Source organism: Streptomyces sp. NPDC001858 (assembly GCF_053594615.1).
On sequence record NZ_JBSFEV010000023.1, the window covers coordinates 81,843 to 107,747 of the forward strand.

A 25,905-nucleotide genomic window follows, 5' to 3' on the forward strand; every position below is an offset into this window, starting at 1 on the left:
GCCAGAACCTGACCTTCGAGGGCGTGGTCGACTCGACCGTCGAGATCCTTCAAGAGGTCGTCGGACGAGGAATCCAGGGGCGGGTGAGGTCTGGATCGACGCGGTCAGCGGGCGGGTCTCTGACTTCCTCCCGGCCATGGTGATGCGTCGATCCAAGATGTGCTCATGCGAAGGGAGTGCCCGAGAGCTCGATGAGATGATCGACCGGCTCAGGCTGCGGTCGCTGCGGTCGGACGCCCTCTGATCGCGGTTTCGACGCCGCTGCTCTCAGGCCGTCGGGGGCGGGTGCCGACCGGGGTGTCGCGAGGGGATCCGGGCGGCGTAATCTAAGGACGCCATGCCGTACGAACCACCCACTCACACCGTCGAGCGCTCTCTGCGCGCCACCACCGGAGCCAAGGTCATCGCCGGTGTCGACGAGGTGGGCCGCGGTGCGTGGGCCGGACCTGTCACCGTCTGCGCGGCGGTCACCGGACTCCGCCGACCCCCCGCCGGTCTCACCGATTCCAAGCTGCTCACGATCAAGCGGCGCACCGAGCTCGCCGAGGTGTTGCTGACGTGGGTGACCTCCTACGCCCTCGGGCACGCTTCCCCGGAGGAGATCGACGACCTCGGGATGACGGCCGCCCTGCGGCTCGCCGCCGGGCGGGCCCTGGAAGCGCTCCCGATCCGCCCGGACGCGGTGATCCTCGACGGCAAACACGACTACCTCGGCGACCCGTGGCAGGTTCGCACGGTGATCAAGGGCGACCAGTCGTGCGTGGCGGTCGCGGCGGCCTCGGTGATCGCCAAGGTCCAGCGCGACAAAATGATGGCCGAACTGGGTATCGACCATGCAGACTTCGGTTTTGCGGACAATGCCGGGTATCCATCCCCCGTGCACAAGGCCGCACTGGAGGAGCGGGGCCCCACCCCGTACCACCGGCTGTCGTGGGCGTATCTTGATGCGCTGCCCCAGTGGCGGCATCTCAAGAAGGCCCGCAGCTGGGCGAACGGAAGCGTTCCGGAGATCGAAGGTCAGCTCGGCTTCGACTTCTGACGATTCCGGCCGCGCTGTGTGCCACCCGTTGGCGCGTGTCGCACCAATGTTTGATAAGAAACAGCCCATGCCTCTCATTCCCGAGGAGCCTCAGATTCACGAGAGTGCCCAGGGTCCCCGCGCCACTCCGGCCAGCGGCCGCACAGCGCCGACCCCTCGACCTGTACCCGGACCCCGTCCCGCGGCTCCGTCGCGTCCCGGTCGTCCCGGACCCCTTCGGCCCACGCCGCCGGCGCAACGCACACCGCGTGACGTGGCCGCCAAGCCCGGGCCCGCGGCCCCGGCCGCTCCCGCCGCCGCGCCCGCGTCGGTGACCCCCCAGGTCCAGCTGATCCCGGCCTCGGTCGAGGGCGCGCTGGACGCCGCCGAGGAGGCCGTGGACCTCCTCCTGGAATCGGGGCGTGCCCCAGGGGACGTGCTGGTGATCACCACCGGCGAACAGCATCCCTGGGCCGCCCACGAACTGTCCTTCGGCGAGGCGCCCTACTGGGCGCAGCACGACGCGGGGGACGACGTCTTCTACGCCGATGCCGCCGTCGCGGGCCGAGCGGGTGTGCGTCCGGTCGTCGTGGTCGCCGTCAACGGCGGGTCCGACACCGTGGCCGCGACCACGCTGCCGCTGGCCCGCGCTCGGGCCGCTGCCCTGCTGATCGTCTGCGGTGACCCGCAGCAGATCAACACGGCGCTCGGCGCGGGCGTCTGAGTCGGTTCCGGCAGGCCGCGAGGCGTCGGGATCATGGAGGCGTCGCTGCCGCGGCGCCTCTGTGGTGTGCCCGCACGACGCCTTCCGGTGGACGGATGCGTGTGCGTGGCTGCGTGTGCGCGGGACGGCAGAGGTCGCGGCGCACGCGTTTCGGTGTGCCTGGGTCGGTGTCGTCCGATCCGGCCCTGCCCTGCCCGGCGTTGTCCGACACGGTCGGCTCCGTAGAGGATCTGGTCCTCGGCGGCTGCCAGGACCGATCGGCGGCGCAGGCGAGCAACCGTGGCGCCCGCGTCGTTGCGGGCGCCGATGCCGATGCCGATGGGACGGGCAAGAGGCGTTGCGCCGGTCGCTCTTCAGCGAGCGGCCGCGCGTCTCAGTACCTCTGAGGCGGAGCCACCGGTCCGTGGCAGCGGAGGCGGGGCCTCGGACAGGGCGAACGGCTCCGGAGCCGAATGCGAGTTGGGGCGACGGCCTCCCCGGCCCTCCCCGAGGACCTGCCAGCCGTCCTGGGTCAGCGTGATGTACGCACCGCAGCGCAACCCGTGCAGCGTGCAGGCGTCACGCAGGCCCCACATCCACGCCCCGTCCTCCTCGGTCCAGTTCGCGTCGCCGTCACGGCAGTACAGCAGCACGGCGGTGCGCACGGGCGTACGGCGTCGCAGGTCGTGCGGGACGACCCGGCGCAGTTGGGCGAGCAGGGCGTTGCGGAACATCCAGCCGTCGGTGGATGTCTGGCGTCGGGTGAACGAGGCGCTGGCCCGCACCCGTTCGTCCGGGTCGAGCACAGCCACGATCGCGGTGGCCAGCTGTGGTCGGTGCCGCGAGTGCAGCCCGCTGACCACTTCCCGTGGGTTGCGCAGCAGCGGGATGCCGGCTCCGGCCCATTCGGCAGGCTCGAGCAAGCGGTTGGCGGAGGTGGTGGACGTGGACGTCGACAACGATGCCGCCGAGGACGGAGCGAATCCGAAGGTCACGATCCTCCCTTCGGCTACGGCCCACACTGCGGGCGGGTCGGATTCGGGGGAGCGCACACCGCAGCAGAGCCCTACCGGACTACGGACGAGCCGTGCGGGGAGCGGACCTCAATTCTTCCTGTCGAACTTGGATGCGGCAACGAGCAATTGGGGCCACCGACCGTTATATGGAGGTGAGTGGCTTATATCCCTACCCAGTGATTCGCGGAACGACGCCTGAGTCCACCGTTCAAGCCGCGTCCGCGCCATGTTCGTGCTCTGTTCGCCTCCTTGAGGCAGGAACTTCAACGGAACGCCGCTGCCGAGACACCCCTGACACCGCCGATACCGGCGACGTCTTCGCCGCCCCGGCGGCCGCCCTGGCGGTCAGCCTTGCACGGCCAGAACCAAGGGCAACACCCCCTGCGCGCCCGCGCGGCGGAGCATCCGGGCCGCGACCGCGAGGGTCCAACCGGTCTCGGTGTAGTCGTCCACGAGCAGGACAGTGCCCCGGGCCTCGGCCAGGGCGGCAGCGAGCGCGGGAGGCACCTCCAACAGGCCGTGGAGGGCCTTGAGGCGTTGGGCGCTGTTGCTGCGGGAGATCGGCGAGGCGTCGGCGGTGTACTCCACCGACCCCAGGAGCGGCAGCCGGCCGACCTCCGCGATGCGCGCGCCCAGCGAGTGGATCAGCCGCGGTCGCGTGCGTGAGGCGACGGTGACCACGCCGACCGGGCGCGCCGTGGCGTCGGCCGCTCCGGAGGCCCAACCGCCGGGACCCTTCGCCCAGTCGGCCAGCACGCCCACCACGGCCTTGGCCACGTCGTCCGGAACCGGTCCGTCGGAAGCCTGCGCGGTGAGCATCGGACGGAGCCGGTTGCCCCAGCCGATGTCCGAGAGACGCCCCAGGGCGCGCCCGTTCGCCGCCTGTTCGCCCGCGGGAATGCGTCCCTTGAGTTCCATGCCGATCGCCGGGAGACCGGTCGGCCACATCCGGCGGGGCTCCACCTCGACGCCCGCGCGGCCCAGGTCCACGCGCGCGGCGTCCAGCGCGGCCGTGGACGTCTCGGCGGCGTAGCGTGCTCCCGCGCAGTTGTCGCAGCGGCCGCAGGGCTTGGCGCCGTCGTCGTCGAGCTGGCGCTGGAGGAATTCCATCCGGCAGTCCGTCGTCGACGCGTACTCCCGCATGGCCTGCTGTTCGGCCTTGCGCTGGCGCGCTACCCACTCGTACCGCTCGGTCTCGTACGTCCACGGCTGTCCGGTCGCGAGCCAGCCGCCCTTGACCCGCTTGACCGCCCCGTCCACGTCGAGGACTTTGAGCATGGTCTCCAGGCGGGAGCGGCGCAGCTCTACCAAAGGCTCCAGGGCGGGCAGTGACACGGGCCGCCCCGCGCGCGCGAGGACGTCCAGCGTGCGGCGGACCAACTCCTCCGGCGGGAAGGCGAGCGACGCGAAGTACTCCCAGATCGCCTCGTCCTCCTTCCCCGGCAGCAGGAGCACCTCCGCGTGCTCGACGCCGCGTCCCGCGCGGCCCACCTGCTGGTAGTACGCGATCGGGGACGAAGGCGAGCCGAGGTGCACGACGAAGCCGAGGTCGGGCTTGTCGAAGCCCATACCGAGCGCGGAGGTGGCGACCAGCGCCTTCACCTTGTTGGCCAGCAGATCCTCCTCCGCCTGCTGCCGGTCGGCGTTCTCCGTGCGGCCCGTGTACGACGTGACGATGTGGCCGCGCTGCCGGAGGAAGGCGGCGACCTCCTCCGCGGCCGCCACGGTGAGCGTGTAGATGATTCCGGAGCCGGGGAGTTCGTCGAGGTGCTCGGCGAGCCAGGCCATCCGGTGAGCGGCGTCGGGCAGCCGCAGCACGTTCAGGCTGAGGCTCTCGCGGTCCAGCGCGCCGCGCAGCACCAGGGCGTCCGACGTTCCGCCGGTGCCGAGTTGTTCGGCGACGTCGGCGGTCACGCGCGCGTTGGCGGTCGCGGTCGTCGCGAGCACCGGTACACCCGGCGGGAGATCGGCGAGCATGGTCCGCAGCCGGCGGTAGTCCGGCCGGAAGTCATGACCCCAGTCGGAGATGCAGTGGGCCTCGTCGACCACGAGCAGCCCGGTCGCCGCGGCCAGTTCGGGCAGCACCTGGTCGCGGAAGTCCGGGTTGTTGAGCCGCTCCGGACTGACGAGCAGGACGTCGACCTCGCCCGCGGCGATCTCGCCCCGCACGGTCTCCCACTCCTCGGTGTTCGAGGAATTGATGGTCCGCGCATGGATTCCGGCGCGGGCGGCGGCCTCGACCTGGTTGCGCATGAGGGCGAGCAGCGGTGAGACGATCACCGTGGGGCCGGAACCACGTGCTCGGAGCAGCGAGGTCGCCACGAAGTAGACGGCGGACTTGCCCCATCCCGTCCGCTGGACCACGAGAGCCCGGCGCCGGTCCGCGACCAGCGCCTCGATCGCCCGCCACTGGTCCTCGCGCAGCCGTGCCCCGCCCGACGCATCGCCGACGAGACGGGCGAGGACGGCGTCGGCGTCGGCCCGGAGATCCGCGTTGCTCGTGTGCTCCATGCCCCCATACAACAGGACGGCGCTGACAATCCGGTCCCGACCGGGGCGGGAGCAGGGCGGGAGCGGGGCATGAGCGGGGCGGGAGCAGGGCGCTGGGCGGGTTCCGGGGCCGACGGTCCCGTATGTCTGGCATGGCCCTGATCGGACTTATCCACAGGCTCAGCGGGATTTCGTGATTCGCGAGATCGTCTGCGCATGACGAATCACGGCGAAATCACTGGATCCTCCGAAAACGGCGACATCACCGGACGTGACGGATGTGACGGGCGGGAGGAGCGGGACCGGCAGAACGGACAGGGCGGAGGCGTGCTGTACGACGGGCCCCCGCCAGGTGAGGGGCAGACGGCGGCGAGTGGGCAGCTCCCGTCGAATGAGCAGACCCCGGCGGGCGGGCACGCGGCGTATGTCAGCCACACGATGTACAACGGAAAACCCGAGTACGGCGCCAGCCCCGCCGCCCACCAGGTCACCCTGCGCTCCCCGGCCGAGCTGGCCGATGCCTTGCCCTATCTGCTCGGGTACCGGCCGGAGGACAGCATCGTCCTGGTCGCCCTGCACGACCAGGGCGGACGGGGCCGGTTCGGTGGCCGTGCCCGCCTAGGCATTCCCGCGAACCCGGACGACTGGGGAGCTGTCGCCCACCAGCTGGCGGAGGGGCTCGTGAAGGGCAGCGAGCGCCGAGGCCACCGTCCCGCGCAGATGGTCGCCTACCTCTGCCAGGAGCCGGAGAAGGGCGAGACGGGCCGTCAGGTCATGGAACGACTGCTGCCGCTGGCCCACCGGCTCCGTGTCGCATGCGGCAACCTCGACATCCCCGTGATCGAGGCGCTGTGCATCTCCGATGGCCGTTTCTGGTCCTACTGCTGCGGAGGCGAGGGCTGCTGCCCGGTCGAGGGCGTCCCGATGGGCCTGCCGGGGACTTCCGTGCTGGCCGCCGCCGCGACCTACGCGGGGATCCAGGTCCGCGGCACTCTGCGCGAGCTGCGGGCCCGACTGCTGCCTCTCGAGACCGGTGCCGCCCTGGAACAGGAAGTCGCCCTGGACGCGGTCGGCATGGCGCTCATCCCCAGGATTCTCGATGAGGCGAGTCGTGCGGCGGTGGCCGACGAGACGCTCGAACTGGCCGGACGGATCAGGCGGCGCTTCGCCGAAGCGCCCCTGGTGTCGGGCGTCCTCCTTGCGGACCACCGAGACGACGAACTGCTCGGATGCGACGAGGCCGCGGCTCTGATCCTCGGCCTTCAGGACCGGGTGACACGCGACTGGGCGGCGCAGTGGATGGAGGGCGACGAGGCCGCCCCCGCCCTGCGGCTGTGGCGGGCTCTGGCCCGCCGCTGCGTGGGATCGTACGGCGAGTATGCGGCGGCGCCCCTCACGCTCGCGGGCTGGGTCGCCTGGTCCAGCGGCGACGAACTCGAGGCGAGGGAAGCCCTGGCCATGGCCCTGGGCACCGACCCGGACTATCTGTTCGCCCGCCTCCTGCACCAGGCCTGCAACGAGGGCCTCGACCCCGAGTCGGTACGCCGCTGCCTGCGCACCGAGCGCACCGAGCGCGAGCGCCCGGAGGGCTGCGACAGTCACACCGCAGCGGCGGGTCCGGGCCGTCCGGGCGAAGGGAACCACCCCCGCGAACCCGACGACGTGGACAGCCGCTGCGGAGCCGAAGAGCCGGATCACCCCGGTCACACGGAGGACGTCGCGGACTCTGGGCAGCACGGCCCAGCCGCAGGCACGCAAGGATCGGTGCCGACGTCGACGTCCGCACTCACGGCCGCACGAAGGCGCCGCCGCTCTCGTCCCGCCGCCGCCGGGACCGGCCACCCGTCGGCTGGGGGCGGAGAGGGATCTCACGCGGCGAGGACGCACACCACACATCCCGCCGGGTCGAGCCGAGGAGGCTCCCGTCCGCGCCCTGCCGGAAAGCCGTCCGCACGACGTCGCGGCGACTGCCCGGAAGCAGCGCGGTCTGACGGCGACGACAACGTCGGGAAGGCGTGACGCCCTGTCGGCATCGCCGACGAGGTCCATGCCGAACGACGGCCGTGGCCAGGGAGTGCCGGGGCCGGGGCCGGGGCGCGTTGCCGACGACATCCCGCAGCCACCTGCCGAAGGTGGCTGCCGACGACCGCGGCTGGGCGAACACCGCCCTGCCCGGTCCCGTCTGCCGCGGCGGCCGGCCACGCCCGGAGGCCGAGGCGGCTCGGCGAGTCCCGTCCGGCGGCCATGGCGAGTCCCGTCAGGCCGCCATTCGGTGGGGGCTGCGGCCGGGGGCGTGACCCGGGGGAGTCCCGCCCCGTTCACCTGAGTGGCGGAACGCCTGCACGGGTCGTGCCGCCGCAGCGCACCCGCCCTGCCGGAGCCTTCCACCAGGCCTCGACCATGTCCGAGGCGCACAGAGAGCAGAAGAAGTCACCGCATGCATCAGCCGACTCCGCCCTCAGCCGCCGCCGACCAACGCTCGAGCCGCGACAACCCGGTGCCGACCTCCGGCACACGCGCTGACGAGGCCGCCCGCAACACGTCCGGGTTCCAGTCCGCAGGCGCGTCCCGTCGCCCTGCTCCGCCCTCTTCGCCCAGAGGCGCCGCGCCGCCGCCCGGGTCGCCGGCTCAGCCGCGTTCCGTCGGTCTGCCCCCCGCCCACACGGCGATGATCTGCGTCGCCCTGCCGGGCCTCGCCATCTCGACCGAACAGGGGCAGCTGACCGGGCGGGGGCTGGACGGGTTCTACCGGGCGGGTCGGCGCATCCTGTCCCGTTGCCAGGTCCGGGTGGCGGGACGCGAACCGCTGGTCGTCCAGGCCCGTATGACGGCGGCCGACCGGGCCCGATTCGTCGGCACCCTCCGTGTCACCCCGCACGGCGGCCCGGACCCGGACGTCGTCGTCGAGCGGACCCGTTCCGCCGACGGCACGGAGCGGATCACGCTGCACAGCGCTGCGGCCCGGCCACTGCGCCTGCCGGTGGAGGTGGCCCTCGGCACCGACCTGGCCGACCTGGGGGCCATCGCGTCCGGTGCCGTGGGCCCCGAACTGCCCGCCAGCGTCCATGACTCCGGCCTGCGTTGGTCCTGTGCGGCCGGGACATCGTGCGTCACGGCCGACCCGCCGCCCGCCGATGCGATCGCCTCCGCGGGTCTGCTGCGCTGGGACTTCGACGTGCCTCCCGGCGGCAGTGTCCGCGTGGAGTTGAGAGTGCGTCTGGAAGGTGCCGGTCCGGTCCGAGCCGTCGGGCGCGCGGCCACGAGCCCGCTCGCTCCGGCGCAGGCCACGGGCGACGATGCGCGCGTCCCGGCGCTTCTCGCGACCAGCGTCGAGGATCTGCAGGCACTGCTGGTGCGAGACCCCGCGCACCCCGCCGACACCCACCTGGCGGCGGGGGCGCCCTGGCGCTGCGGCCTGGCCCCGGCCGAGGCACTTGCCGCGGCCCGTATGACGCTGCCGCTCGGAACCCGTCTCGCCGCGGGCACCTTGCGCATCCTCGCCCGCACCCAGGTCACGGGCCGCGGACCCCGATGCGGCATGATCCCCGGCCCCCGGCGGGACGCGGGCGCCCACCTGCCTCCGGGCTGTACGGGGACCGAGGCCACGCTGCTCTTCCCGGTGCTCCTCGCGGAGGCCCGCCGATGGGGTCTGCCCGACCAGGAGACGGAGGAACTGCTGCCGGCCGCCGAGCGCTGCCTCACCTGGCTGCGCACCGCGGTCGGCGACGGGCCCTATCTGGGCGACCCCCAGCCCAACGGGCCCGTCCGCTGCGAGACACAGGCCCACGCCCACCGTGCGGCGCTCCTCGGCGCCGACCTGCTCGACGCCTGCGCGAGACCGGGCGGCGACGGGCTACGGCAGTGGGCTCGGGCAACACGTGCCGTCTTCCGGCGGGACTTCTGGATCGACGACCCGGGAGGCGGCAGACCCGCGGCCGCTCTCGCCCCGGACGGGCGACCGCTGTCCCACCTCTGCGCGACGACCGTCCACCTCCTCGACACCGGCTTGCTCGGCGGTGGCGCCCATGCCGCCGGGCTGCTGGACAAGGTGCAGACCGAACAGCTCGCCCGGCTGCTCGGCAGCCCCGCCATGGACTCCGGGTGGGGACTGCGCGGCCTCGGCGCGAAGGAGGTCGGCTACAACCCCTTCGGCCACCGCAGCGGTGCCGTGCGGGTCCACGAAACGGCGATCGCCGTCGCGGGACTGGCGGCGGCGGGCTACGAGAAGGAGAGCGCGGCGCTGCTGCGAGGCGTACTGGCGGCGGCCGAAGCCTTCGGCCGCCGACTCCCGGAGATGTACGCGGGAGAGCAGCGCGGCGACGGGAACGCACCCCTTCCCCATCCGGCCGCCTGTCGTCCCGCGGCCACCGCCGCGGCGGCCGGGGTCCTGCTGCTGACCACCCTCGTCGGCATCCGGCCCGACGCCCCGGCCGGAACCGTCACCCTGCGCCCGGTCCCCAGCGCACCCCTGGGCGAGATCGGCCTGACCGGGCTGCGGGTCGCGGGCGCTCCCTTCTCCGTACGGGTCAGTCGGCTCGGACTCGCCATGGTGGAGGAAGCAGCCGATGGGCTCCAACTGGGAGTGTGACCCCGTGTGACCTCGTGTGACGCAGTGCCGGAAGGGCGCCGAAGCCGACGCCGACAGGCCCGCTGAACCGCAGCGGATCAGCCGCCGAAGCGGTCGACGAAGGGAGTGTTTATCGTCAGGAAGACGACTATGATCGCCGCATGCCCTACGACCCGTCAGCCTTTCCGCCCTTCGCCGTCACCGTGGACCTGGTCGTGCTGACCGTGCGCCGCCATGCCCTGTGCGCGCTGGCGGTGCGCAGGGGTGAGGCGCCATTCCAGGGGCGGTGGGCGCTCCCGGGCGGCTTTGTGCGGGCCGACGAGGACCTGACGCAGGCGGCGGCGCGCGAACTGGCGGAGGAGACCGGACTGCGCGCCCACGATCCCGCGGCCCCGGAATCGGCACCTGCCCCGGACAACGGCGCCCACTTGGAGCAGCTCGCCACGTACGGCGATCCCAAGCGCGATCCCCGGATGCGCGTCGTCAGCGTCGCGCACCTGGCGCTCGCTCCGGACCTGCCGGCTCCGCGAGCGGGCGGCGACGCCAGCAACGCGCGCTGGGCGCCGGTCGAGGAACTGCTGCAGCACGGTGGCTACGGCCGGGACGGCGAGCCGCTCGCCCCGCTCGCCTTCGACCACGCCCAGATCCTCGCCGACGGCGTGGAGCGAGCCCGCTCCAAGATCGAGTACTCGTCCCTCGCGACCGCGTTCTGCCCCACCGAGTTCACGGTCGGCGAACTGCGCCGCGTCTACGAGGCGGTATGGGGCGTGGCGCTCGATCCGCGCAACTTCCACCGCAAGGTGACGGGCACGCCCGGCTTCCTGGTCCCCACCGGTGGCACCACCACTCGGCAGGGTGGCCGGCCGGCCCAGCTGTTCCGCGCGGGCGGCGCGACCTTGCTCAACCCGCCGATGCTGCGGCCCGAGATCTGACACCGGCCTGCCGCTGTCGCTGCCGCTGATGCACGGGCGGCAGCCCGAGCGGATCGGCCAGATCGACCAACGCTGGCACGGTCGGCCGTGCGGTGTCCAGAAAAACAGGATATGGGGCGCTATCTTCCTACAGGTGATCCAGGCCTTCGGACTGACCAGCAACTCCCGCAAGGCGCTTCCGCCCGCCGTCGACGATGTCTCCTTCGAGGCGCGCGCGGGCCGCGTCACCGTCCTGCTCGGAGCGCCGGGCGCGGGCAAGACCACAGCGCTGAGACTGATGCTCGAACTCCAACAGGGCCGCGGCCTCGCCTACTTCAGAGGTCGCCCCCTGCATCGCATCGCCCACCCCTCGCGCGAGGTCGGCGTCGTCCTGGGCGATGTGCCGGGGCACCCGGCCCGCACGGTCCGCGGCCATCTGCGCATGCTGTGCGCGGCCGCCGGCGTGCCGGTCCGGCGGGCCGACGAAGTGCTCGAAGTGGTCGGGCTGGTCAGCCTGGGCGACGAACGTCTGAGCACCCTCTCCCGCGGCATGGACCGGCGGCTCGGCCTTGCCTGTGCTCTCCTCGCGGACCCGCACACCCTTGTCCTCGACGATCCGGCCGACGGGCTCTCCGGGCGCGAGAACCGCTGGCTGTACGGCATGCTGCGCGCCCACGCGGACCACGGCGGCACGGTCCTGATGACCACGGCCGATCCCAAGGAGGCCGCCCGCACCGCCGATCACGTCCTCACCCTGGAGCAGGGCAGACTCGTCGCCGATCAGAGGGCCGCCGATTTCGCCCGCACCCGGCTGCGGCCCCGGGTGGCCGTCCGCAGCCCGCACGCCGTCCGGCTGGCCGCCCTGCTCACCAAAGAGGCCCGAGCCGCACAACGCTCCGTCGAGGTCGTGCAGGAGGACGGCAACCGGCTCTCCGTGTACGGCAGTAGCTGCGCCCACGTCGGCGAGACGGCGTTCCGGCACAGCATCCTCGTCCACCAACTCGCCGACGAGACAGGAGACATGGGACCGGGTGCGGGTGCGGGTGCGGGTGCGGGCGCGGGGGTAGGGGCAGGATCGGGAGCAGGGGCAGGAGCAGGAGCAGGAGCAGAGACTCGGCGTCGGACACGCGCTGGAGCCGCCCCGGACCTCTCGGTCGGAGCCGCCCCGGACCCCTTGGCCCAAGCCGCCCCGGACCCGTCGGGCGAAGCAGGGCCGAACCCCTCCGGCGACGTCCGACCGGATGCCTCGGGTGGGACGACGGCCACCGTCGGCACCCCCGCAGCGAGCGCCGAACGCGCGAAGATCTCCGATGGCGCACGCGCGGGAGGCAGCCGTGGGGAGGCCGGCGCGGCTGTAGCGCCGCGCAACCCCGACGACTCCCCATCGCCTTCCTCGGCGACGCGTCAGGCGACCGATGCGCGTCCTTCCGACGGGCCCCGGGCCGCCCATGGAGACTCCCGGTCGCCGGCCGCCGCACCGGCCGACGACAGCACCGCATCGGACACCGCACGCGTGACCGCGGCCCTCACCGTGGAGGAGCGCCGCTCCGCCACCGAGCCGACCCCCGAGCCGGCCACCGAGCCGGCCGCCGTGCCCTCCGCCCGGCACGCGCCCCGCCGCTCCGCTGTCCGCAACTTCGACACCCTGCCGGCCCTGCCACCCCCCATCGCCGTCCGCTCCGCCCCCAGCCCGCTGCGCCCCCTGCGCTACGAACTCCGCCGTGCCGCCGGGATCAGCACCGGGTTCGTCGCCGCTGCCGTCGTGCTGCTCGTCTCCGCCGTCACCGCCGTACTCCTTGCCCGTATGGGCCACACCTCGCAGGCGCGACTGCTCGCGGCGTGGCCCGTGGAACTGCCGCTGCCGCCCGCGGCGCTCGGTGCGGGACTGCTCGGCGCGTTGGCCTTCGGCGACGAGTTCCGCCACCCTGCCCTGGCGGCGGACCGCGGCACCGTGCCCCGGCGGCTGGGGGTGCTCGTCGCCAAACTCCTCGTCGCCGCCTTCACCGCCTTGATGCTGGCCTTCCTGACGGTGGGCTGCGACGCCGAATTGCTCTATCTCGTCTACGGACGGGAGCTCGCGCAAGTTCCCGCGGACTGGCTTGCCATGAGTGCGAGTTGGCTGGGTCTCGTGGTCGGCTGTGCCTGGGCCGGTGTGCTGGCCGCAGGCGTGTTCCGGTCCACCACGGCCGGGCTGGCGGCGGTGGTCGCCGTGCCCGTCGTCGTGGTGCCCGTCGTGCAGAAGGCCTTGGAGAGCACGTCTGTGCGGGCCGCGGCCGGATTCTCGATGCGGCTCCGCGAGACGCTCCTGGTGCAGTGGCCCTTCGGAGGAGAGCGCTATCTCGTCGGCGTGACGCGTGTGATCGCCCATCCCGTGGGCGGGGCAATGGCGTTGTCCCTGACGGCTTTGCTGTGCGCGTATCTGCTCACGACCCTGCGTCGCGGGGTTCGATGAGGACCGTCCGGGACCCTTCCGGTCTCGGCATGTGCGCAACTCCCCGGAGAAAGCCCATTTCTTTCCGATAAGGCGTCAATTGCGACGGGGTGAGCGATCACCCTTTCGTGTGCTTTTCACCAAAGACCTCAAGGGAGTTGGAGGCAGCGCCGACAAAGGATCCGTGAGTACCCTTGCGCACACCATGATGACCGCCGCCCGCTCCGCCGACTCCGGTCTGGCCGGCCCGGGCGAACTCGATCGCTATCCCTACGCCGAGGCCCCGGCGGCCGACCGCGTGGGAGTCCCCGTCTGGGAGGCCGCGGACCCGGAGCTGGGCCGGGTGGGCCGCCGTGCCGCAGGCAGCCGCGGCCGCGGACTGCACGGCCAACTCGTCCAGCAACTGGGCCAGATGATCGTCTCGGGCGACCTCGGCGCCGACCGGCCACTGGTTCCCGAGGAGATCGGCCAGCGGTTCGAGGTGTCCCGCACCGTCGTCCGCGAGTCGCTGCGCGTCCTCGAGGCCAAGGGCCTGGTCAGCGCCCGGCCGAACGTCGGCACGCGCGTGCGACCCGTGAGCGACTGGAACCTGCTCGACCCGGACATCATCGAATGGCGGGCCTTCGGTCCCCAGCGTGACGATCAGCGGCGCGAGCTGAGTGAGCTGCGCTGGACGATCGAGCCGCTCGCCGCCCGCCTCGCCGCCGGGCACGGCCGGGCCGACATCCAGCAGCGACTGTCCGACATGGTCGAGATCATGGCGCACGCCATGGGCCAGGGTGACGCGCTCACCTACTCGCGCGCCGATGCCGAGTTCCACTCGCTGCTGATCCAGCTCGCGGGCAACCGCATGCTGGAGCACCTTTCCGGGATCGTGTCGTCCGCCCTGCAGGTCTCCGGCGGCCCGGTCACCGGCTGTGACCGGCCGAACGACGCGGCGCTGGGGCATCACGGCAGGATCGTCGACGCCCTCGCAGCGGGCGACGGCACGGCGGCCGAGACGGCCATGCGGCAGCTGCTCATCGTGCACCCCGAGGTGGAGCGCGTCGTGCCGGCGCCGCGCGAACACTGACCGCACCCCGCGGGGGGACGGTCCGGGGATGCCTTCCCCCTCCCGCGTCATCCTCGGCCGTTTCGCCCGCACTCCCGTCGGACCCCGCAGCACCCGTCCCGGGGCTGCGGGGTCCGACGGTCGACGTGGCGGGATTCGGGAGCGAAGGTCCGGGTAGGTGTCACGCGTGACCTCCTATGCTCGTGTCTGACCGTTTTTGGGCGCTTACGGGGTGTGACTCGGGCCACGAAGATTGGGCGTAACGCTTGTGGAAACAACGCGATGACCTAAGAGGTAACAGCCGCAGAGGGAATACGGACGCCGTTCAAGGCGCTGTGCATCCTCCCGGCCCCCGCCCGCGCCGTCGGCCCACCCCGAGGCCGGTGGTCGGCTCTCGTCCGCTTGGACGGGGCCGGAAGCCGTTTTCCAACGTTCCGAGAGGTTGTTCGTGTCGGCCAGCACATCCCGTACGCTCCCGCCGGAGATCGCCGAGTCCGTCTCTGTCATGGCGCTCATTGAGCGGGGAAAGGCTGAGGGGCAGATCGCCGGCGACGATGTGCGTCGGGCCTTCGAAGCTGACCAGATTCCGGCCACTCAGTGGAAGAACGTACTGCGCAGCCTCAACCAGATCCTCGAGGAAGAGGGTGTGACGCTGATGGTCAGTGCCGCGGAGCCCAAGCGCACCCGAAAGAGCGTCGCAGCGAAGAGTCCGGCCAAGCGCACCGCCACCAAGACGGTCGCGGCGAAGACGGTGACCACGAGGAAGGCCACCGCCACCACCACGGCCGCCCCCGCCGTACCCGCTGTGGACGACCCCGCAGACGAAGCCACCCCCGCCAAGAAGGCGGCTGCCAAGAAGACGACGACCGCCAAGAAGGCGGTGGCGAAGAAGACCGTCGCCACCAAGAAGACGGCGGCCAAGAAGACGACCGCCAAGAAGGACGACGCCGAGCTGGTCGAAGAAGAGGCCATCGAGGACGCTCCCAAGGGCGACGAGCCCGAGGGCACCGAGAGCGCCGGCTTCGTCCTGTCCGACGAGGACGAGGACGACGCGCCCGCGCAGCAGGTCGCCGCGGCCGGCGCCACCGCGGACCCGGTCAAGGACTACCTCAAGCAGATCGGCAAGGTCCCGCTGCTCAACGCCGAGCAGGAGGTCGAACTCGCCAAGCGCATCGAGGCCGGTCTGTTCGCCGAGGACAAGCTGGCCAATGCCGACAAGCTCGCGCCGAAGCTCAAGCGCGAGCTGGAGATCATCGCCGAGGACGGTCGCCGCGCCAAGAACCACCTTCTGGAGGCCAACCTCCGTCTGGTGGTCTCCCTGGCCAAGCGCTACACCGGCCGCGGCATGCTCTTCCTGGACCTCATCCAGGAGGGCAACCTCGGTCTGATCCGCGCGGTCGAGAAGTTCGACTACACCAAGGGCTACAAGTTCTCCACGTACGCCACCTGGTGGATCCGTCAGGCGATCACCCGCGCGATGGCCGACCAGGCCCGCACCATCCGTATCCCGGTGCACATGGTCGAGGTCATCAACAAGCTCGCGCGCGTGCAGCGCCAGATGCTCCAGGACCTGGGCCGCGAGCCCACCCCGGAGGAACTGGCCAAGGAACTCGACATGACCCCGGAGAAGGTCATCGAGGTCCAGAAGTACGGCCGCGAGCCCATCTCGCTGCACACCCCCCTGGGCGAGGACGGCGACAGCGAGTTCGGCGACCTCATCGAGGACTCCGAGGCCGTCGTCCCGGCCGACGCGGTCAGCTTCACCCTCCTCCAGGAGCAGCTGCACTCTGTCCTCGACACCCTGTCCGAGCGTGAGGCGGGCGTCGTCTCCATGCGATTCGGTCTCACCGACGGTCAGCCGAAGACCCTCGACGAGATCGGCAAGGTGTACGGCGTGACGCGCGAGCGCATCCGTCAGATCGAGTCCAAGACCATGTCGAAGCTGCGCCACCCGTCCCGTTCGCAGGTGCTGCGCGACTACCTCGACTAGGCCGTAGCCGTACGACGCCGAAGGCCCGGTTCTCCGAGGGGAGCCGGGCCTTCGGCGCGGGCGCGCGGGTGCGGGCCATCGGACGCTGAATCACTCTGGGTGTTCATCGACCTCTCCAGAGTGAGGAGCGCGCATGCGTCGTCCCCTTGTCCGGGCCTTGTCCCGGCCGTTGATCCTGGTGGCCGCGGCGGTGGCCATACCGTTGGCCTCCGCCGCCCCGGCGGCCTCCGACGGCGTCGTCGTGGGCGGTCTCCCGGTCGACGTCGCCCAGAGCCCGTGGGCGGTCGCGCTGTCCAGCCGTGACCGGTTCGGAGGTATGCGCTCGGGGCAGTTCTGCGGAGGCGTGGCGGTCGGCCCGTCCACCGTGCTCACGGCGGCCCACTGCCTGGCCGAGGACGTCCTGGGAGGGCCGCCGGGGCAGGTGGCCGACCTGAAGGTCGTCGCGGGCCGTACGGACCTGTACTCCGACGCGGGACAGGAAGTCTCCGTGCGCAGTGTCTGGGTGAACCCGGGCTACGACAGTGCCAGCAATGCCGGCGACTTCGCCGTGCTCACCCTTGCCGGGTCGCTCCCGGCGGCGGCGGTCATCGGTATGGCCGCCGCGGGCGATGCGGCCTACGAGCCGGGCTCGGACGCCGTCGTCTACGGCTGGGGAGACATAACAGGCTTCGGCGCGTACGCCCACAGCCTGAGGGCGGCTCGCGTCCATGTGCTGGCCGACGCGCTCTGCGAGCAGGCGTATCCCGCTTCGGCGGACGGCATGTACATCGCGCGGAGCATGGTGTGCGCCGGAGAGGAGCGGGGCGGCCGCGACGCCTGCCAGGGGGACAGCGGGGGACCGCTGGTCGCGCAGGGCCGGCTCATCGGGCTCGTGTCCTGGGGAAGCGGCTGTGGGCGGCCGGGGAGCCCGGGCGTCTACACGCGTGTGTCCGACGCCGTACGGACGCTGAAGTGGGACGTCGCCACCCGAGGGTCCCGCCAGGCCCCTGCTGGGGTCTGAGCGGGTCTTCCCTAGGCGAGGCTGACGCCCTGGCTCGGGCCTCGGCCCGGCAAGAGCGGGCGGCCGCCCCTGGGAAACAGGGACGGCCGCCTGTGTACCGGCCTATGCCGGTTCTGGCTCGTCGTAGACGCGTCGGATCAGCGCTCTTCTTCGGACGAGGCCGCCGGCACGGTCGTCAGCCGCTCCGTCTCGTCCTGTATCTCAGCGGCGATCTTCTTGAGTTCCGGCTCGAACTTGCGGCCGTGGTGGGCGCAGAAGAGCAGTTCTCCGCCGCTGAGCAGGACGACGCGCACGTACGCCTGGGCGCCGCAGCGGTCGCAGCGGTCAGCGGCCGTCAGCGGGCTCGCGGGGGTCAGAACAGTAGTCACGTCGCCTCTTCTCTAGCTCGACGAGCTGTCGTACCAGGGTCAACATCCAACCAGCCCCAAAACGTTCCCGCTCGTGGCTTCTCCTCGAAAAAATCTTTCCCGAGGTGGCCGTCTGCTGCCGGTTTGGCGGCGAATGTGCCGTATTGCGTGGTCTGTGGCTTACGGTTTCGCGCTGTCGGTCATGGTTCTATCCTCCCGGCTGGATTGCCGGTTTGTTCATGAGGACGTGCCCGGAGCCTAAATGGTTCATGCCTCGAAGGGAACGTGATATGTACTTCACTCCATCGAGGGATCGAACATGCATGCGACGCTGGACTAGGGTGAGTTCAGACGAGGGTGGCGTTACAACGGCTCTACCAGGCCTCGGTACCCTCTTGGCGGCAACCCAAGCCGTGCCCTTACCCAGAAGGGCCCCAACTGAAATTCAGCGAGGAGCGAACCGCGTGACCGCCGAAACGTCCGTGCCGTCCACAGCGCTGCTGGCAGGAGCAGACCGGGACGGTTCCAACTACACCGCGCGGCACCTGCTCGTCCTCGAGGGCCTCGAGGCCGTGCGGAAGCGCCCGGGTATGTACATCGGCTCGACCGACAGCCGCGGTCTGATGCACTGCCTGTGGGAGATCATCGACAACTCCGTCGACGAGGCCCTGGGCGGTTATTGCGACCACATCGAGGTGATCCTCCACGACGACGCCTCGGTCGAGGTCCGTGACAACGGCCGTGGCATCCCCGTCGACGTCGAGCCCAAGACCGGCCTGTCCGGCGTCGAGGTCGTCATGACCAAGCTGCACGCCGGCGGCAAGTTCGGCGGCGGCTCCTATGCCGCCTCCGGCGGTCTGCACGGCGTCGGCGCCTCCGTGGTCAACGCCCTGTCCGCCCGACTCGACGTCGAGGTGGACCGAAACGGCAACACGCACGCGATCAGCTTCCGGCGAGGAGTCCCGGGCTCCTTCGCCGCGGACGGCCCCGACGCCAAGTTCGAGACGGGCGGCCTGCGGAAGATCAAGAGGATCGCCAAGAACCGCACCGGCACGCGCGTGCGGTACTGGGCCGACCGCCAGATCTTCCTCAAGGACGCCAAACTCTCCCTGGAGAACCTCCACCAGCGCGCCCGCCAGACCGCGTTCCTGGTGCCCGGCCTGACCATCGTCGTCCGTGACGAGTACGGTCTCGGCGACGGCGGCAGCAAGGGCGAGGAGTCCTTCCGCTTCGACGGCGGCATCAGCGAGTTCTGCGAGTACCTGGCCGCCGACAAGCCCGTCTGCGACGTCCTCCGCTTCACCGGGCAGGGCACCTTCAAGGAGACGGTCCCGGTCCTGGACGACCACGGGCAGATGACCCCGACCGAGGTCACCCGCGAGCTCGGCGTCGACGTCGCGATGCGCTGGGGCACCGGCTACGACACGAACCTCAAGTCGTTCGTCAACATCATCGCCACGCCCAAGGGCGGCACGCACGTCGCGGGCTTCGAGCAGGCGATCGCCAAGACGATGAACGAGGTCCTGCGCGCCAAGAAGCTGCTGCGCGTCGCCGAGGACGACATCGTCAAGGACGACGCCCTGGAGGGCCTGACCGCCGTCGTCACCGTCCGGCTGGCCGAGCCCCAGTTCGAGGGCCAGACCAAGGAGATCCTCGGCACCTCGGCAGCCCGGCGCATCGTGAACACCGTGATCTCCAAGGAGTTCAAGGCGTTCCTGACCTCCACCAAGCGCGATGACGCGGCTCAGGCGCGGGTCGTCATGGAGAAGGCCGTCGCCGCCGCACGCACGCGTATCGCAGCCCGGCAGCACAAGGACGCGCAGCGCCGCAAGACGGCACTGGAGTCCTCCTCCCTGCCCGCGAAGCTGGCCGACTGCCGCAGCGACGACGTCGAGCGCAGCGAGCTGTTCATCGTCGAGGGAGACTCCGCGCTCGGCACGGCGAAGCTCGCCCGGAACTCCGAGTTCCAGGCCCTGCTGCCGATCCGGGGCAAGATCCTCAACGTCCAGAAGTCGTCCGTGACCGACATGCTCAAGAACGCCGAGTGCGGCGCGATCATCCAGGTCATAGGAGCCGGCTCGGGCCGGACGTTCGACATCGACGCGGCCCGCTACGGCAAGATCATCATGATGACCGACGCCGATGTGGACGGCTCCCATATCCGTACGCTGCTCCTGACGCTGTTCCACCGCTACATGCGGCCCATGGTCGAGTCCGGCCGGGTGTTCGCCGCGGTGCCGCCGCTGCACCGCGTCGAGCTCATCCAGCCCAAGAAGGGCCAGGACAAGTACGTGTACACGTACTCGGACCGTGAGCTGCGCGACAAGCTCATGGAGTTCCAGAGCAAGGGCGTCCGGTACAAGGACTCTATCCAGCGCTACAAGGGCCTCGGCGAGATGGACGCCGACCAGCTGGCGGAGACGACGATGGACCCGCGCCATCGCACCCTGCGTCGCATCAACCTCTCGGACCTGGACTCCGCCGAGCAGGTCTTCGATCTGCTGATGGGCAACGACGTGGCGCCGCGCAAGGAGTTCATCTCCAGCTCGGCGGCGACGCTGGACCGGTCCCGCATCGACGCGTAGCCGCTGCGCTCGGCCTGGGCGGCGCGTCGTCCGGGCCTGGGCCGGGGTCCGGCCCCGCCCGTGCCCGCGCCGGATCGATCCGTAGGGTCGACGAGAGCGTCGGTCAGGCGGCGCGGCCGGGGCGGAGGGACGGCCTGGGCTTCTGGCTTCCGGCTTCCGCCGCCGGTTCGGCGGTTCCTCTGGGGCGTTCGGTGGGGTTCTCCACCCGTGGGTGGAGAACCCTGGCCTGCGGAGATCCACCCATGATCCACCCCAGCTCCGATCTGCGGAGCGGCGCGTTTCCGTAGCGTCGAAGGCGTCGGCAGCGCTCGCTGTCGGCATCCCCTTCCCGCACACGGAGGCTGTGATGTCCGGGCTCGTCGACGCACTGGTGATCGTGGCCGTGGCCGGCTTTGTGATCGCGCGGCAGTTGCGCGCAAGCCGTATCGACACGGACCGGCGATGGTGGCTGCTGCCCGGGATCCTGGCCGTCATAGCGCTGCGCGAGCCCGGCCTGCTCGATGCCCGTCACCACACCGCGGCGGCCCTGATACTCGGTGCCGAACTGATCGTCGGCCTGGCCATCGGAGCCGCCTGGGCCTGGACCACCCGAGTCTGGGTGGAGCAGGACGGCTCGGTGTGGAGCAAGAGCACCAAAGCGAGCGCGGCCGTCTGGGGCGCCGGCATCGGTGTGCGACTGGGCCTCTTCGGGGTCGGTGCGCTGCTGGGCATCCACCAGGACAGCTCGGCCCTGCTGCCGGCACTCGCGGCCACCCTCCTGGTCCGCTCCGGCGTGCTGATCCGGCGTGCGCAGTCCCTGAGCCAGGCTCCCGTCCACGCCACGGCGTACGGTGACCACGTGCCCCGGTCCACGTGGAAGGAGCGCGTGTGACGGAGAACTTCTGGACCCGCTGGCCCTCACGGGAAGCGCTGGGCCCCAAAGAGCTCTCGCGGCCCAGGCGGCTGCTGGCCTGGGCCGTAAGGCTCCTGGTGCTGAGCGCGCTGCTGTGGGGCGCCTTCCACGACAGCCGCGTCCACGGGTGGGCCGCGCTCGCCGGGGCCGGCGGAGTGCTCGCGGCAGGCGGGCTGGCCTGGGCTTTGTTCCGGACCACGCTCGAACATCGGCTGTGGGCGTCGCTGGCACTCGTCCTCATGCTGCTGGGACTGGCGGCAGGGGCGGAAGGCGTCGGATTTGACTCCGCGGCCGTAGTCCTCTGGTGCGGGTGCGCCATCGCAGTGCTGGAGCGACTGCCTCTGTGCGCCGCAGTGCCCATGGCCTCGGTCGGATTCGCCGCCTTCGCTGGGGTCAACGACGACCCGAGGCCGACCTCGGCCGCCGTCATCGCAGGCATGGCGCTGGCCGGATACGCACTGCGCCTGGACGCCGAGGCCAGAGGCCAGACACAGCGACTGCTCGCACAGGAGCGGGCCGCGCGCGCGGCCGAGGCCGAGTCCGCCGCACTCGCGGAGCGGGCCCGCATAGCCCGGGAGATCCACGACGTCCTGGCCCACAGCCTCTCGGCGCAACTCGTGCATCTGGAAGCTGCCCGGCTGCTCATCGAGCGGGGTGCGGACCGAGAACAGATCCTCGAACGCGTGGTCGCGGCACGCGGAATGGCCCGCGACGGTCTCGAGGAGACCAGACAGTCGCTCTCCGCACTGCGCGGTGAACTGACGCCGCTGGAGGACTTCCTGACCGACCTCGTCCGTACGTCCGACGGCGCGGAGGTCACCGTGAAGGGTGAACGCAGACCGCTGCCGGTCGAGGCCTCGCAGGCGGTGCGCAGGGTCGCCCAGGAAGCCCTGACGAACGCCCGCAAGCACGCACCGGGTGCGAAAGTCCGCGTGCGACTGGAGTACAGCCCGCGTGAAGTCACCCTGGACGTGCGGGACTCGGGCGGTTCGCCGGGCGAACTCGCCGAGGCGGGAGGCGGGTACGGTCTGCTGGGCATGCGCGAGCGCGCCGAACTGCTGGGCGGATCGCTCGCCGCGGGACCGGAGGAGAAAGGCTTCGTGGTGACGCTGAAGGTGCCGCTGTGACGGAGGAGCCGGAGAGGAAGCCGGCCAGGGTGGTCGTCGCGGACGATCAGACGATCGTCCGGGAAGGCATCGTGATGCTGCTCGGGCTCCTGCCGGGAGTCGAGGTCGTGGGAGCCGCAGCGGACGGGGACGAGGCGGTGCGGCTGGTCGGCGAACTCGCTCCCGATGTGGTGCTGATGGACCTGCGGATGCCCCGCTGCGACGGAGTGGAGGCGACTCGGCGCATCCGCACGGAGCACCCCGCCACACAGGTCGTCGTGCTCACCACCTACGCGGACGACGAGTCCCTGTTCCCGGCGCTGAAAGCAGGCGCGCGTGGATACCTCACCAAGGACGCGGGCGGGGACGAGATCGTACGGGCCGTGCACAGCGTGCTGTCCGGGGACGCGGGGCTGTCGCCGAGCGTCCAACGCAGGCTGCTGGAGCGTCTGTCGGCGCCCGAACCGGAGCCGGCCGCGCCCGCCGGTCCGCCCGACGGGCTGACGACACGGGAGGCGGAGGTGCTGGTGCTGATCGCCGACGGGCTCAGCAACCCGGAGATCGCGCGCCGGCTGAGTGTGTCCACCGCGACGGTGAAGACACACATCAACAACATCTTCTCCAAGACGGGACTCAATGGCCGTGCTCAGGCGGTGCGTTACGCGTACGGGAAGGGGCTGGTTCGGCCACCCAGGGGGTGAATCGGCCTGTCGGTCACCTGAAGGGGTGAAGCCTGCGGGGAAGAAGAGCCGGGGATCTTCCCGTTCTGTCCATCCTTGGGCATGCAGTCAAGCAACGGTCGTGTCCGTGCCGACGGGGACGGTCCCGAGACCGGCGGCCCCACGCCACACGCCCGCGAACACGACCGAGGCCACGGCCAGACCTTCTTCGACACACCAGGAGACGTGCGCTACGCGGACCCGTGGTACGACGCGCTCGCCTCGGGCTGGGGTGAGTCGGCCGGCGTAGCGGCGCCCGTGACCGAGGTTCCGGCGGTACGTCGGCAGCGGGAGACCGGAGCCGTGGCGGCGGCGCAGGTCTACCTCGAAGTGCAGCGCAGCGCCGCGTTCCAGGAGGTGCGCAGCCGGTACCGGCGGTTCGTGGTGCCCGCCGTCGCCGCCTTCTTCGTCTGGTACGTGGCGTACGTCGTGACGGCGACGACGGCACCCGACTTCATGGCGCGGCCGGTGGCGGGCGCGGTGAACGTGGCGTTGCTCGCCGGACTCGGACAGTTCCTCAGCACGTTCCTGCTCACCTGGGCCTACGCCCGGCACGCCCGGCTGCGCCGGGATCGCGCCGCACTCGATCTGCGGTGGGACACCCAGGAGTTGACGCGTGAGGCGACGGGCGGTGCGTCATGACCGGCGTCCATCAGACACCGGCGTTGCTGCTGTTCAGCGTGTTCGTCGCGGTCACGTTGGGCATTACGACCTGGGTGAGCCGCAACCGGCACGGTTCGGAGGAGGAGTTCTATGTCGGCGGGCGGCTGTTCTCCCCTATGGAAAATGGTTTTGCCATCGCGGGCGACTACATGTCGGCCGCCTCCTTCCTCGGCATCTCCGGTCTGATCGCACTCTTCGGGTACGACGGCCTGTTGTACTCGGTGGGTTTTCTCGTGGCCTGGCTGGTGGTGCTGTTCCTCGTCGCCGAACTGGTGCGCAACTGCGGGCGGTTCACCCTCGCCGACGTGGTCGCCGCGCGGATGAGCGAACGGCCGGTGCGGATCGCCGCGGGAACTTCCTCGGTCACCGTGTCCGTTCTCTATCTGGTGGCGCAGATGGTGGGTGCGGGCAGCCTGGTCGCGCTGCTCCTCGGGAACACGGGAGAGGCGGCGCAGTCCTGGGCGGTCATCGGCGTCGGCGCACTCATGGTCATCTATGTGTCGTTGGGAGGGATGCGGGCCACCACCTGGATTCAGATCGTCAAGGCGGTTCTGCTGCTGGGCGGTACCGTCACGCTCACGGTGCTCGTCCTGGTGCGCTTCCACGGTGACTTCGACCAGTTGCTGCGCACGGCGGCCGAGCGCAGCGGGCACGGCGCCGCGTTCCTCGCTCCTGGACTGAAGTACGGCGGGGACTGGACCGCGCGCTTCGACTTCATGAGCCTGGGGCTCGCCCTGGTGCTGGGGACCGCGGGGCTGCCGCACATCCTGTCCCGCTTCTACACCGTGCCGACCGCGCAGGCCGCCCGGCGCTCGGTCGTCTGGTCGATCGGGCTCATCGGCGGCTTCTACCTGATGACCATCGTCCTGGGCTTCGGCGCGGCGGCGATCGTCGGCCCGGAAGCCGTGCGCGGTTCGAACGCGGCCGGGAACACGGCGGTTCCGCTCCTGGCCCTCGACCTGGGGGGCGGCGCCGACTCCACGGGTGGAACGGTGTTGTTCGCGGTGGTGGCAGCCGTCGCCTTCGCCACCATCCTCGCCGTGGTCGCCGGAATCACGCTCGCCTCCTCGGCGTCGGTGGCGCACGACCTGTATGCCTCCCTGCGTCGCCGCCATTCCAAGCCCCGCAGCGAGGTCGCGGTGGCACGGGTCGCCGCCGTGGGCATCGGCGTGGTCGCCATCGCCCTCGGACTGCTGGCCCGCGACCTCAACGTCGCCTTCCTCGTCGGGCTCGCGTTCGCCGTCGCCGCGTCCGCGAACCTGCCGGTCCTGCTGTACTCGCTGTTCTGGCGGGGCTTCACCACGCGGGGCGCGGTATGGGCGGTGTACGGCGGGCTGCTCCCGGCCCTGGCGCTCGTCGTGCTGTCGCCGGTGGTGTCGGGCAGCCCCGAGTCGCTCTTCCCGGGCGTGGACTTCCAGTACTTCCCGTTGCAGAACCCGGGCCTGGTCTCGATTCCGCTGGGCTTCCTGGCGGGCTGGCTCGGCACGGTCACCTCGCCCGAGGTCGCGGACGAGGCCAAGTACGCGGAGACCGAGGTGCGGTCACTGACAGGGGCGGGCGCCGCTTAGACGTGTCGCTTCGCCGCTGTGCTGCGCAGCGGGCGCCGGCCCGCGGCTACGGCGCCACCCAGGCATAGCGGTGTTCCGGGCGGCCGGTGTCGCCGTACTTGAGGGAGAGGCGCAGGCGGCCGGCCTGCTCCAGATGACGGAGGTAGCGCTGGGCGGTGGAGCGGCTCAGGCCGGTCTCGGCGGCGACCTCGTGGGCCGACAGAGGGTGGTTCGCTCGATGCAGGACAGTGCAGATCAGGTCCGTGGTCGGTTCCGAGTGGCCGCTCGGCAGACCGGGCGAGGACGGCGCCGGCGCGGTGCGCAGGGCGCCGAAGATGCGGTCGACCTGCTCCTGGCCGGCGATGCCGTGGCCCCCGACCCGGTCGACCGTGCGGCGCAGGGCGGCGTATGAGTCGAGACGTGTGCGCAGCGCGGCGAAGGTGAACGGTTTGACCAGGTAGTGCAGGGCACCCAGCCGCATCGCGGTCTGCACCGTGGTCACGTCGCCGGCCGCTGTGATCATGATGACGTCGGTGCCGTGGCCCTGCTCCCGCATGCGGTGCACGAGTTCGAGTCCGGTTCCGTCGGGAAGGTAGTGGTCGAGCAGGACCAGGTCGATGTTTCCGCGCTGCATGGCGGCGAGCGCCTGCGCGGCACTGTGGGCGCGGGCGGCCACCTGGAAACCGGGAACCTTCCCCACGTACTTGGCGTTGATCTCGGCGACACGGAAGTCGTCGTCCACCACCAGGACGTCAATCATGGGGCCTCTCTCCGTGGCGGCCGGGCGGGCGTCAAACCTGTGTTTCGGCTTCGCTGTTGTAGCGCGCGCAGAACGAGCACAACAGGCTCTTGCAAGCAAAAGAAGCGCA

General features: G+C 71.1%; 19 protein-coding genes. 15 read left to right on the forward strand and 4 right to left on the reverse strand.

The features are described from left to right. The first annotated feature begins 337 nt into the window (after nt 1-337). Together ACWCPF_RS28255 and ACWCPF_RS28260 are read left to right on the forward strand one after the other, a co-directional pair. A complete protein-coding gene (locus ACWCPF_RS28255; protein ID WP_358804472.1) occupies nt 338-1,039 on the forward strand; it encodes a ribonuclease HII in 702 nt (233 codons plus the stop codon). A 67-nt stretch (nt 1,040-1,106) separates the two neighbouring features. After that, nucleotides 1,107-1,742 carry a hypothetical protein gene (locus ACWCPF_RS28260; RefSeq protein WP_451047921.1) on the forward strand — a complete coding sequence of 212 codons (636 nt, stop codon included), beginning with the start codon at nt 1,107-1,109 and terminating at the stop codon, nt 1,740-1,742. A gap of 353 nt (nt 1,743-2,095) precedes the next feature. Here ACWCPF_RS28260 and ACWCPF_RS28265 read toward each other — a convergent pair whose 3' ends face one another. Together ACWCPF_RS28265 and ACWCPF_RS28270 are read right to left on the reverse strand one after the other, a co-directional pair. Beyond that, nucleotides 2,096-2,716 (reverse strand): hypothetical protein, encoded by a 621-nt coding sequence (locus ACWCPF_RS28265; protein WP_451047922.1) that lies wholly within the window; start codon nt 2,714-2,716, stop codon nt 2,096-2,098. A gap of 366 nt (nt 2,717-3,082) precedes the next feature. Continuing rightward, entirely contained in the window at nt 3,083-5,248 is a 2,166-nt protein-coding gene (locus ACWCPF_RS28270; RefSeq protein ID WP_451047923.1) for a RecQ family ATP-dependent DNA helicase, read from the reverse strand. A gap of 195 nt (nt 5,249-5,443) precedes the next feature. On the opposite strand from ACWCPF_RS28270, the gene ACWCPF_RS28275 reads away from it, so the two are divergent. The 7 genes from ACWCPF_RS28275 to ACWCPF_RS28305 all read left to right on the forward strand — a co-directional run bounded on the left by ACWCPF_RS28275 (nt 5,444) and on the right by ACWCPF_RS28305 (nt 17,177). After that, nucleotides 5,444-7,246, forward strand: a complete 1,803-nt coding sequence (locus tag ACWCPF_RS28275; RefSeq protein ID WP_451047924.1) for a DUF4192 domain-containing protein — start codon at nt 5,444-5,446, stop codon at nt 7,244-7,246. A gap of 649 nt (nt 7,247-7,895) precedes the next feature. Next, a complete protein-coding gene (locus ACWCPF_RS28280) occupies nt 7,896-9,815 on the forward strand; it encodes a glycogen debranching N-terminal domain-containing protein (RefSeq protein ID WP_451047925.1) in 1,920 nt (639 codons plus the stop codon). Nucleotides 9,816-9,955: 140 nt separating this feature from the next. After that, entirely contained in the window at nt 9,956-10,726 is a 771-nt protein-coding gene (locus tag ACWCPF_RS28285; RefSeq protein ID WP_451047926.1) for an NUDIX hydrolase, read from the forward strand. 133 nt (nt 10,727-10,859) lie between these two features. Continuing rightward, nucleotides 10,860-13,157, forward strand: a complete 2,298-nt coding sequence (locus tag ACWCPF_RS28290) for an ATP-binding cassette domain-containing protein (protein WP_451047927.1) — start codon at nt 10,860-10,862, stop codon at nt 13,155-13,157. Nucleotides 13,158-13,320: 163 nt separating this feature from the next. Continuing rightward, nucleotides 13,321-14,208 carry a FadR/GntR family transcriptional regulator gene (locus tag ACWCPF_RS28295; protein WP_451047928.1) on the forward strand — a complete coding sequence of 296 codons (888 nt, stop codon included), beginning with the start codon at nt 13,321-13,323 and terminating at the stop codon, nt 14,206-14,208. 427 nt (nt 14,209-14,635) lie between these two features. Continuing rightward, entirely contained in the window at nt 14,636-16,177 is a 1,542-nt protein-coding gene (locus ACWCPF_RS28300; RefSeq protein ID WP_451047929.1) for an RNA polymerase sigma factor, read from the forward strand. Nucleotides 16,178-16,310: 133 nt separating this feature from the next. Next, complete coding sequence (locus tag ACWCPF_RS28305) at nt 16,311-17,177, forward strand: serine protease (protein WP_451047930.1); 867 nt, start codon at nt 16,311-16,313, stop codon at nt 17,175-17,177. A gap of 137 nt (nt 17,178-17,314) precedes the next feature. Here the strand turns inward: ACWCPF_RS28305 and ACWCPF_RS28310 are convergent, their stop codons facing one another. Next, nucleotides 17,315-17,545 (reverse strand): DUF7455 domain-containing protein, encoded by a 231-nt coding sequence (locus ACWCPF_RS28310; RefSeq protein WP_451047931.1) that lies wholly within the window; start codon nt 17,543-17,545, stop codon nt 17,315-17,317. A gap of 443 nt (nt 17,546-17,988) precedes the next feature. On the opposite strand from ACWCPF_RS28310, the gene ACWCPF_RS28315 reads away from it, so the two are divergent. From ACWCPF_RS28315 to ACWCPF_RS28340, 6 genes are all read left to right on the forward strand, one after another. Beyond that, complete coding sequence (locus ACWCPF_RS28315) at nt 17,989-20,109, forward strand: DNA gyrase/topoisomerase IV subunit B (RefSeq protein WP_451047932.1); 2,121 nt, start codon at nt 17,989-17,991, stop codon at nt 20,107-20,109. Nucleotides 20,110-20,455: 346 nt separating this feature from the next. Continuing rightward, nucleotides 20,456-20,980: a DUF1453 domain-containing protein gene (locus ACWCPF_RS28320; protein WP_451047933.1), complete on the forward strand. Its 525-nt coding sequence runs from the start codon at nt 20,456-20,458 to the stop codon at nt 20,978-20,980. After that, nucleotides 20,977-22,128: a sensor histidine kinase gene (locus ACWCPF_RS28325; protein WP_451047934.1), complete on the forward strand. Its 1,152-nt coding sequence runs from the start codon at nt 20,977-20,979 to the stop codon at nt 22,126-22,128. Before ACWCPF_RS28320 ends, ACWCPF_RS28325 begins: the two co-directional genes overlap by 4 nt. Beyond that, a complete protein-coding gene (locus ACWCPF_RS28330) occupies nt 22,125-22,808 on the forward strand; it encodes a response regulator (RefSeq protein WP_451047935.1) in 684 nt (227 codons plus the stop codon). The genes ACWCPF_RS28325 and ACWCPF_RS28330 overlap by 4 nt, the downstream gene beginning before the upstream one ends. An 81-nt stretch (nt 22,809-22,889) precedes the next feature. After that, nucleotides 22,890-23,468, forward strand: coding sequence for a DUF485 domain-containing protein (locus ACWCPF_RS28335; RefSeq protein ID WP_451047936.1), 579 nt, complete (start codon nt 22,890-22,892; stop codon nt 23,466-23,468). Then, nucleotides 23,465-25,057, forward strand: coding sequence for a solute symporter family protein (locus ACWCPF_RS28340; protein ID WP_451047937.1), 1,593 nt, complete (start codon nt 23,465-23,467; stop codon nt 25,055-25,057). The genes ACWCPF_RS28335 and ACWCPF_RS28340 overlap by 4 nt, the downstream gene beginning before the upstream one ends. A gap of 46 nt (nt 25,058-25,103) precedes the next feature. On the opposite strand, the gene ACWCPF_RS28345 is transcribed toward ACWCPF_RS28340, so the two are convergent. Then, nucleotides 25,104-25,796 (reverse strand): response regulator, encoded by a 693-nt coding sequence (locus ACWCPF_RS28345; protein WP_451047938.1) that lies wholly within the window; start codon nt 25,794-25,796, stop codon nt 25,104-25,106. Between the last annotated feature and the right edge of the window lie 109 nt (nt 25,797-25,905).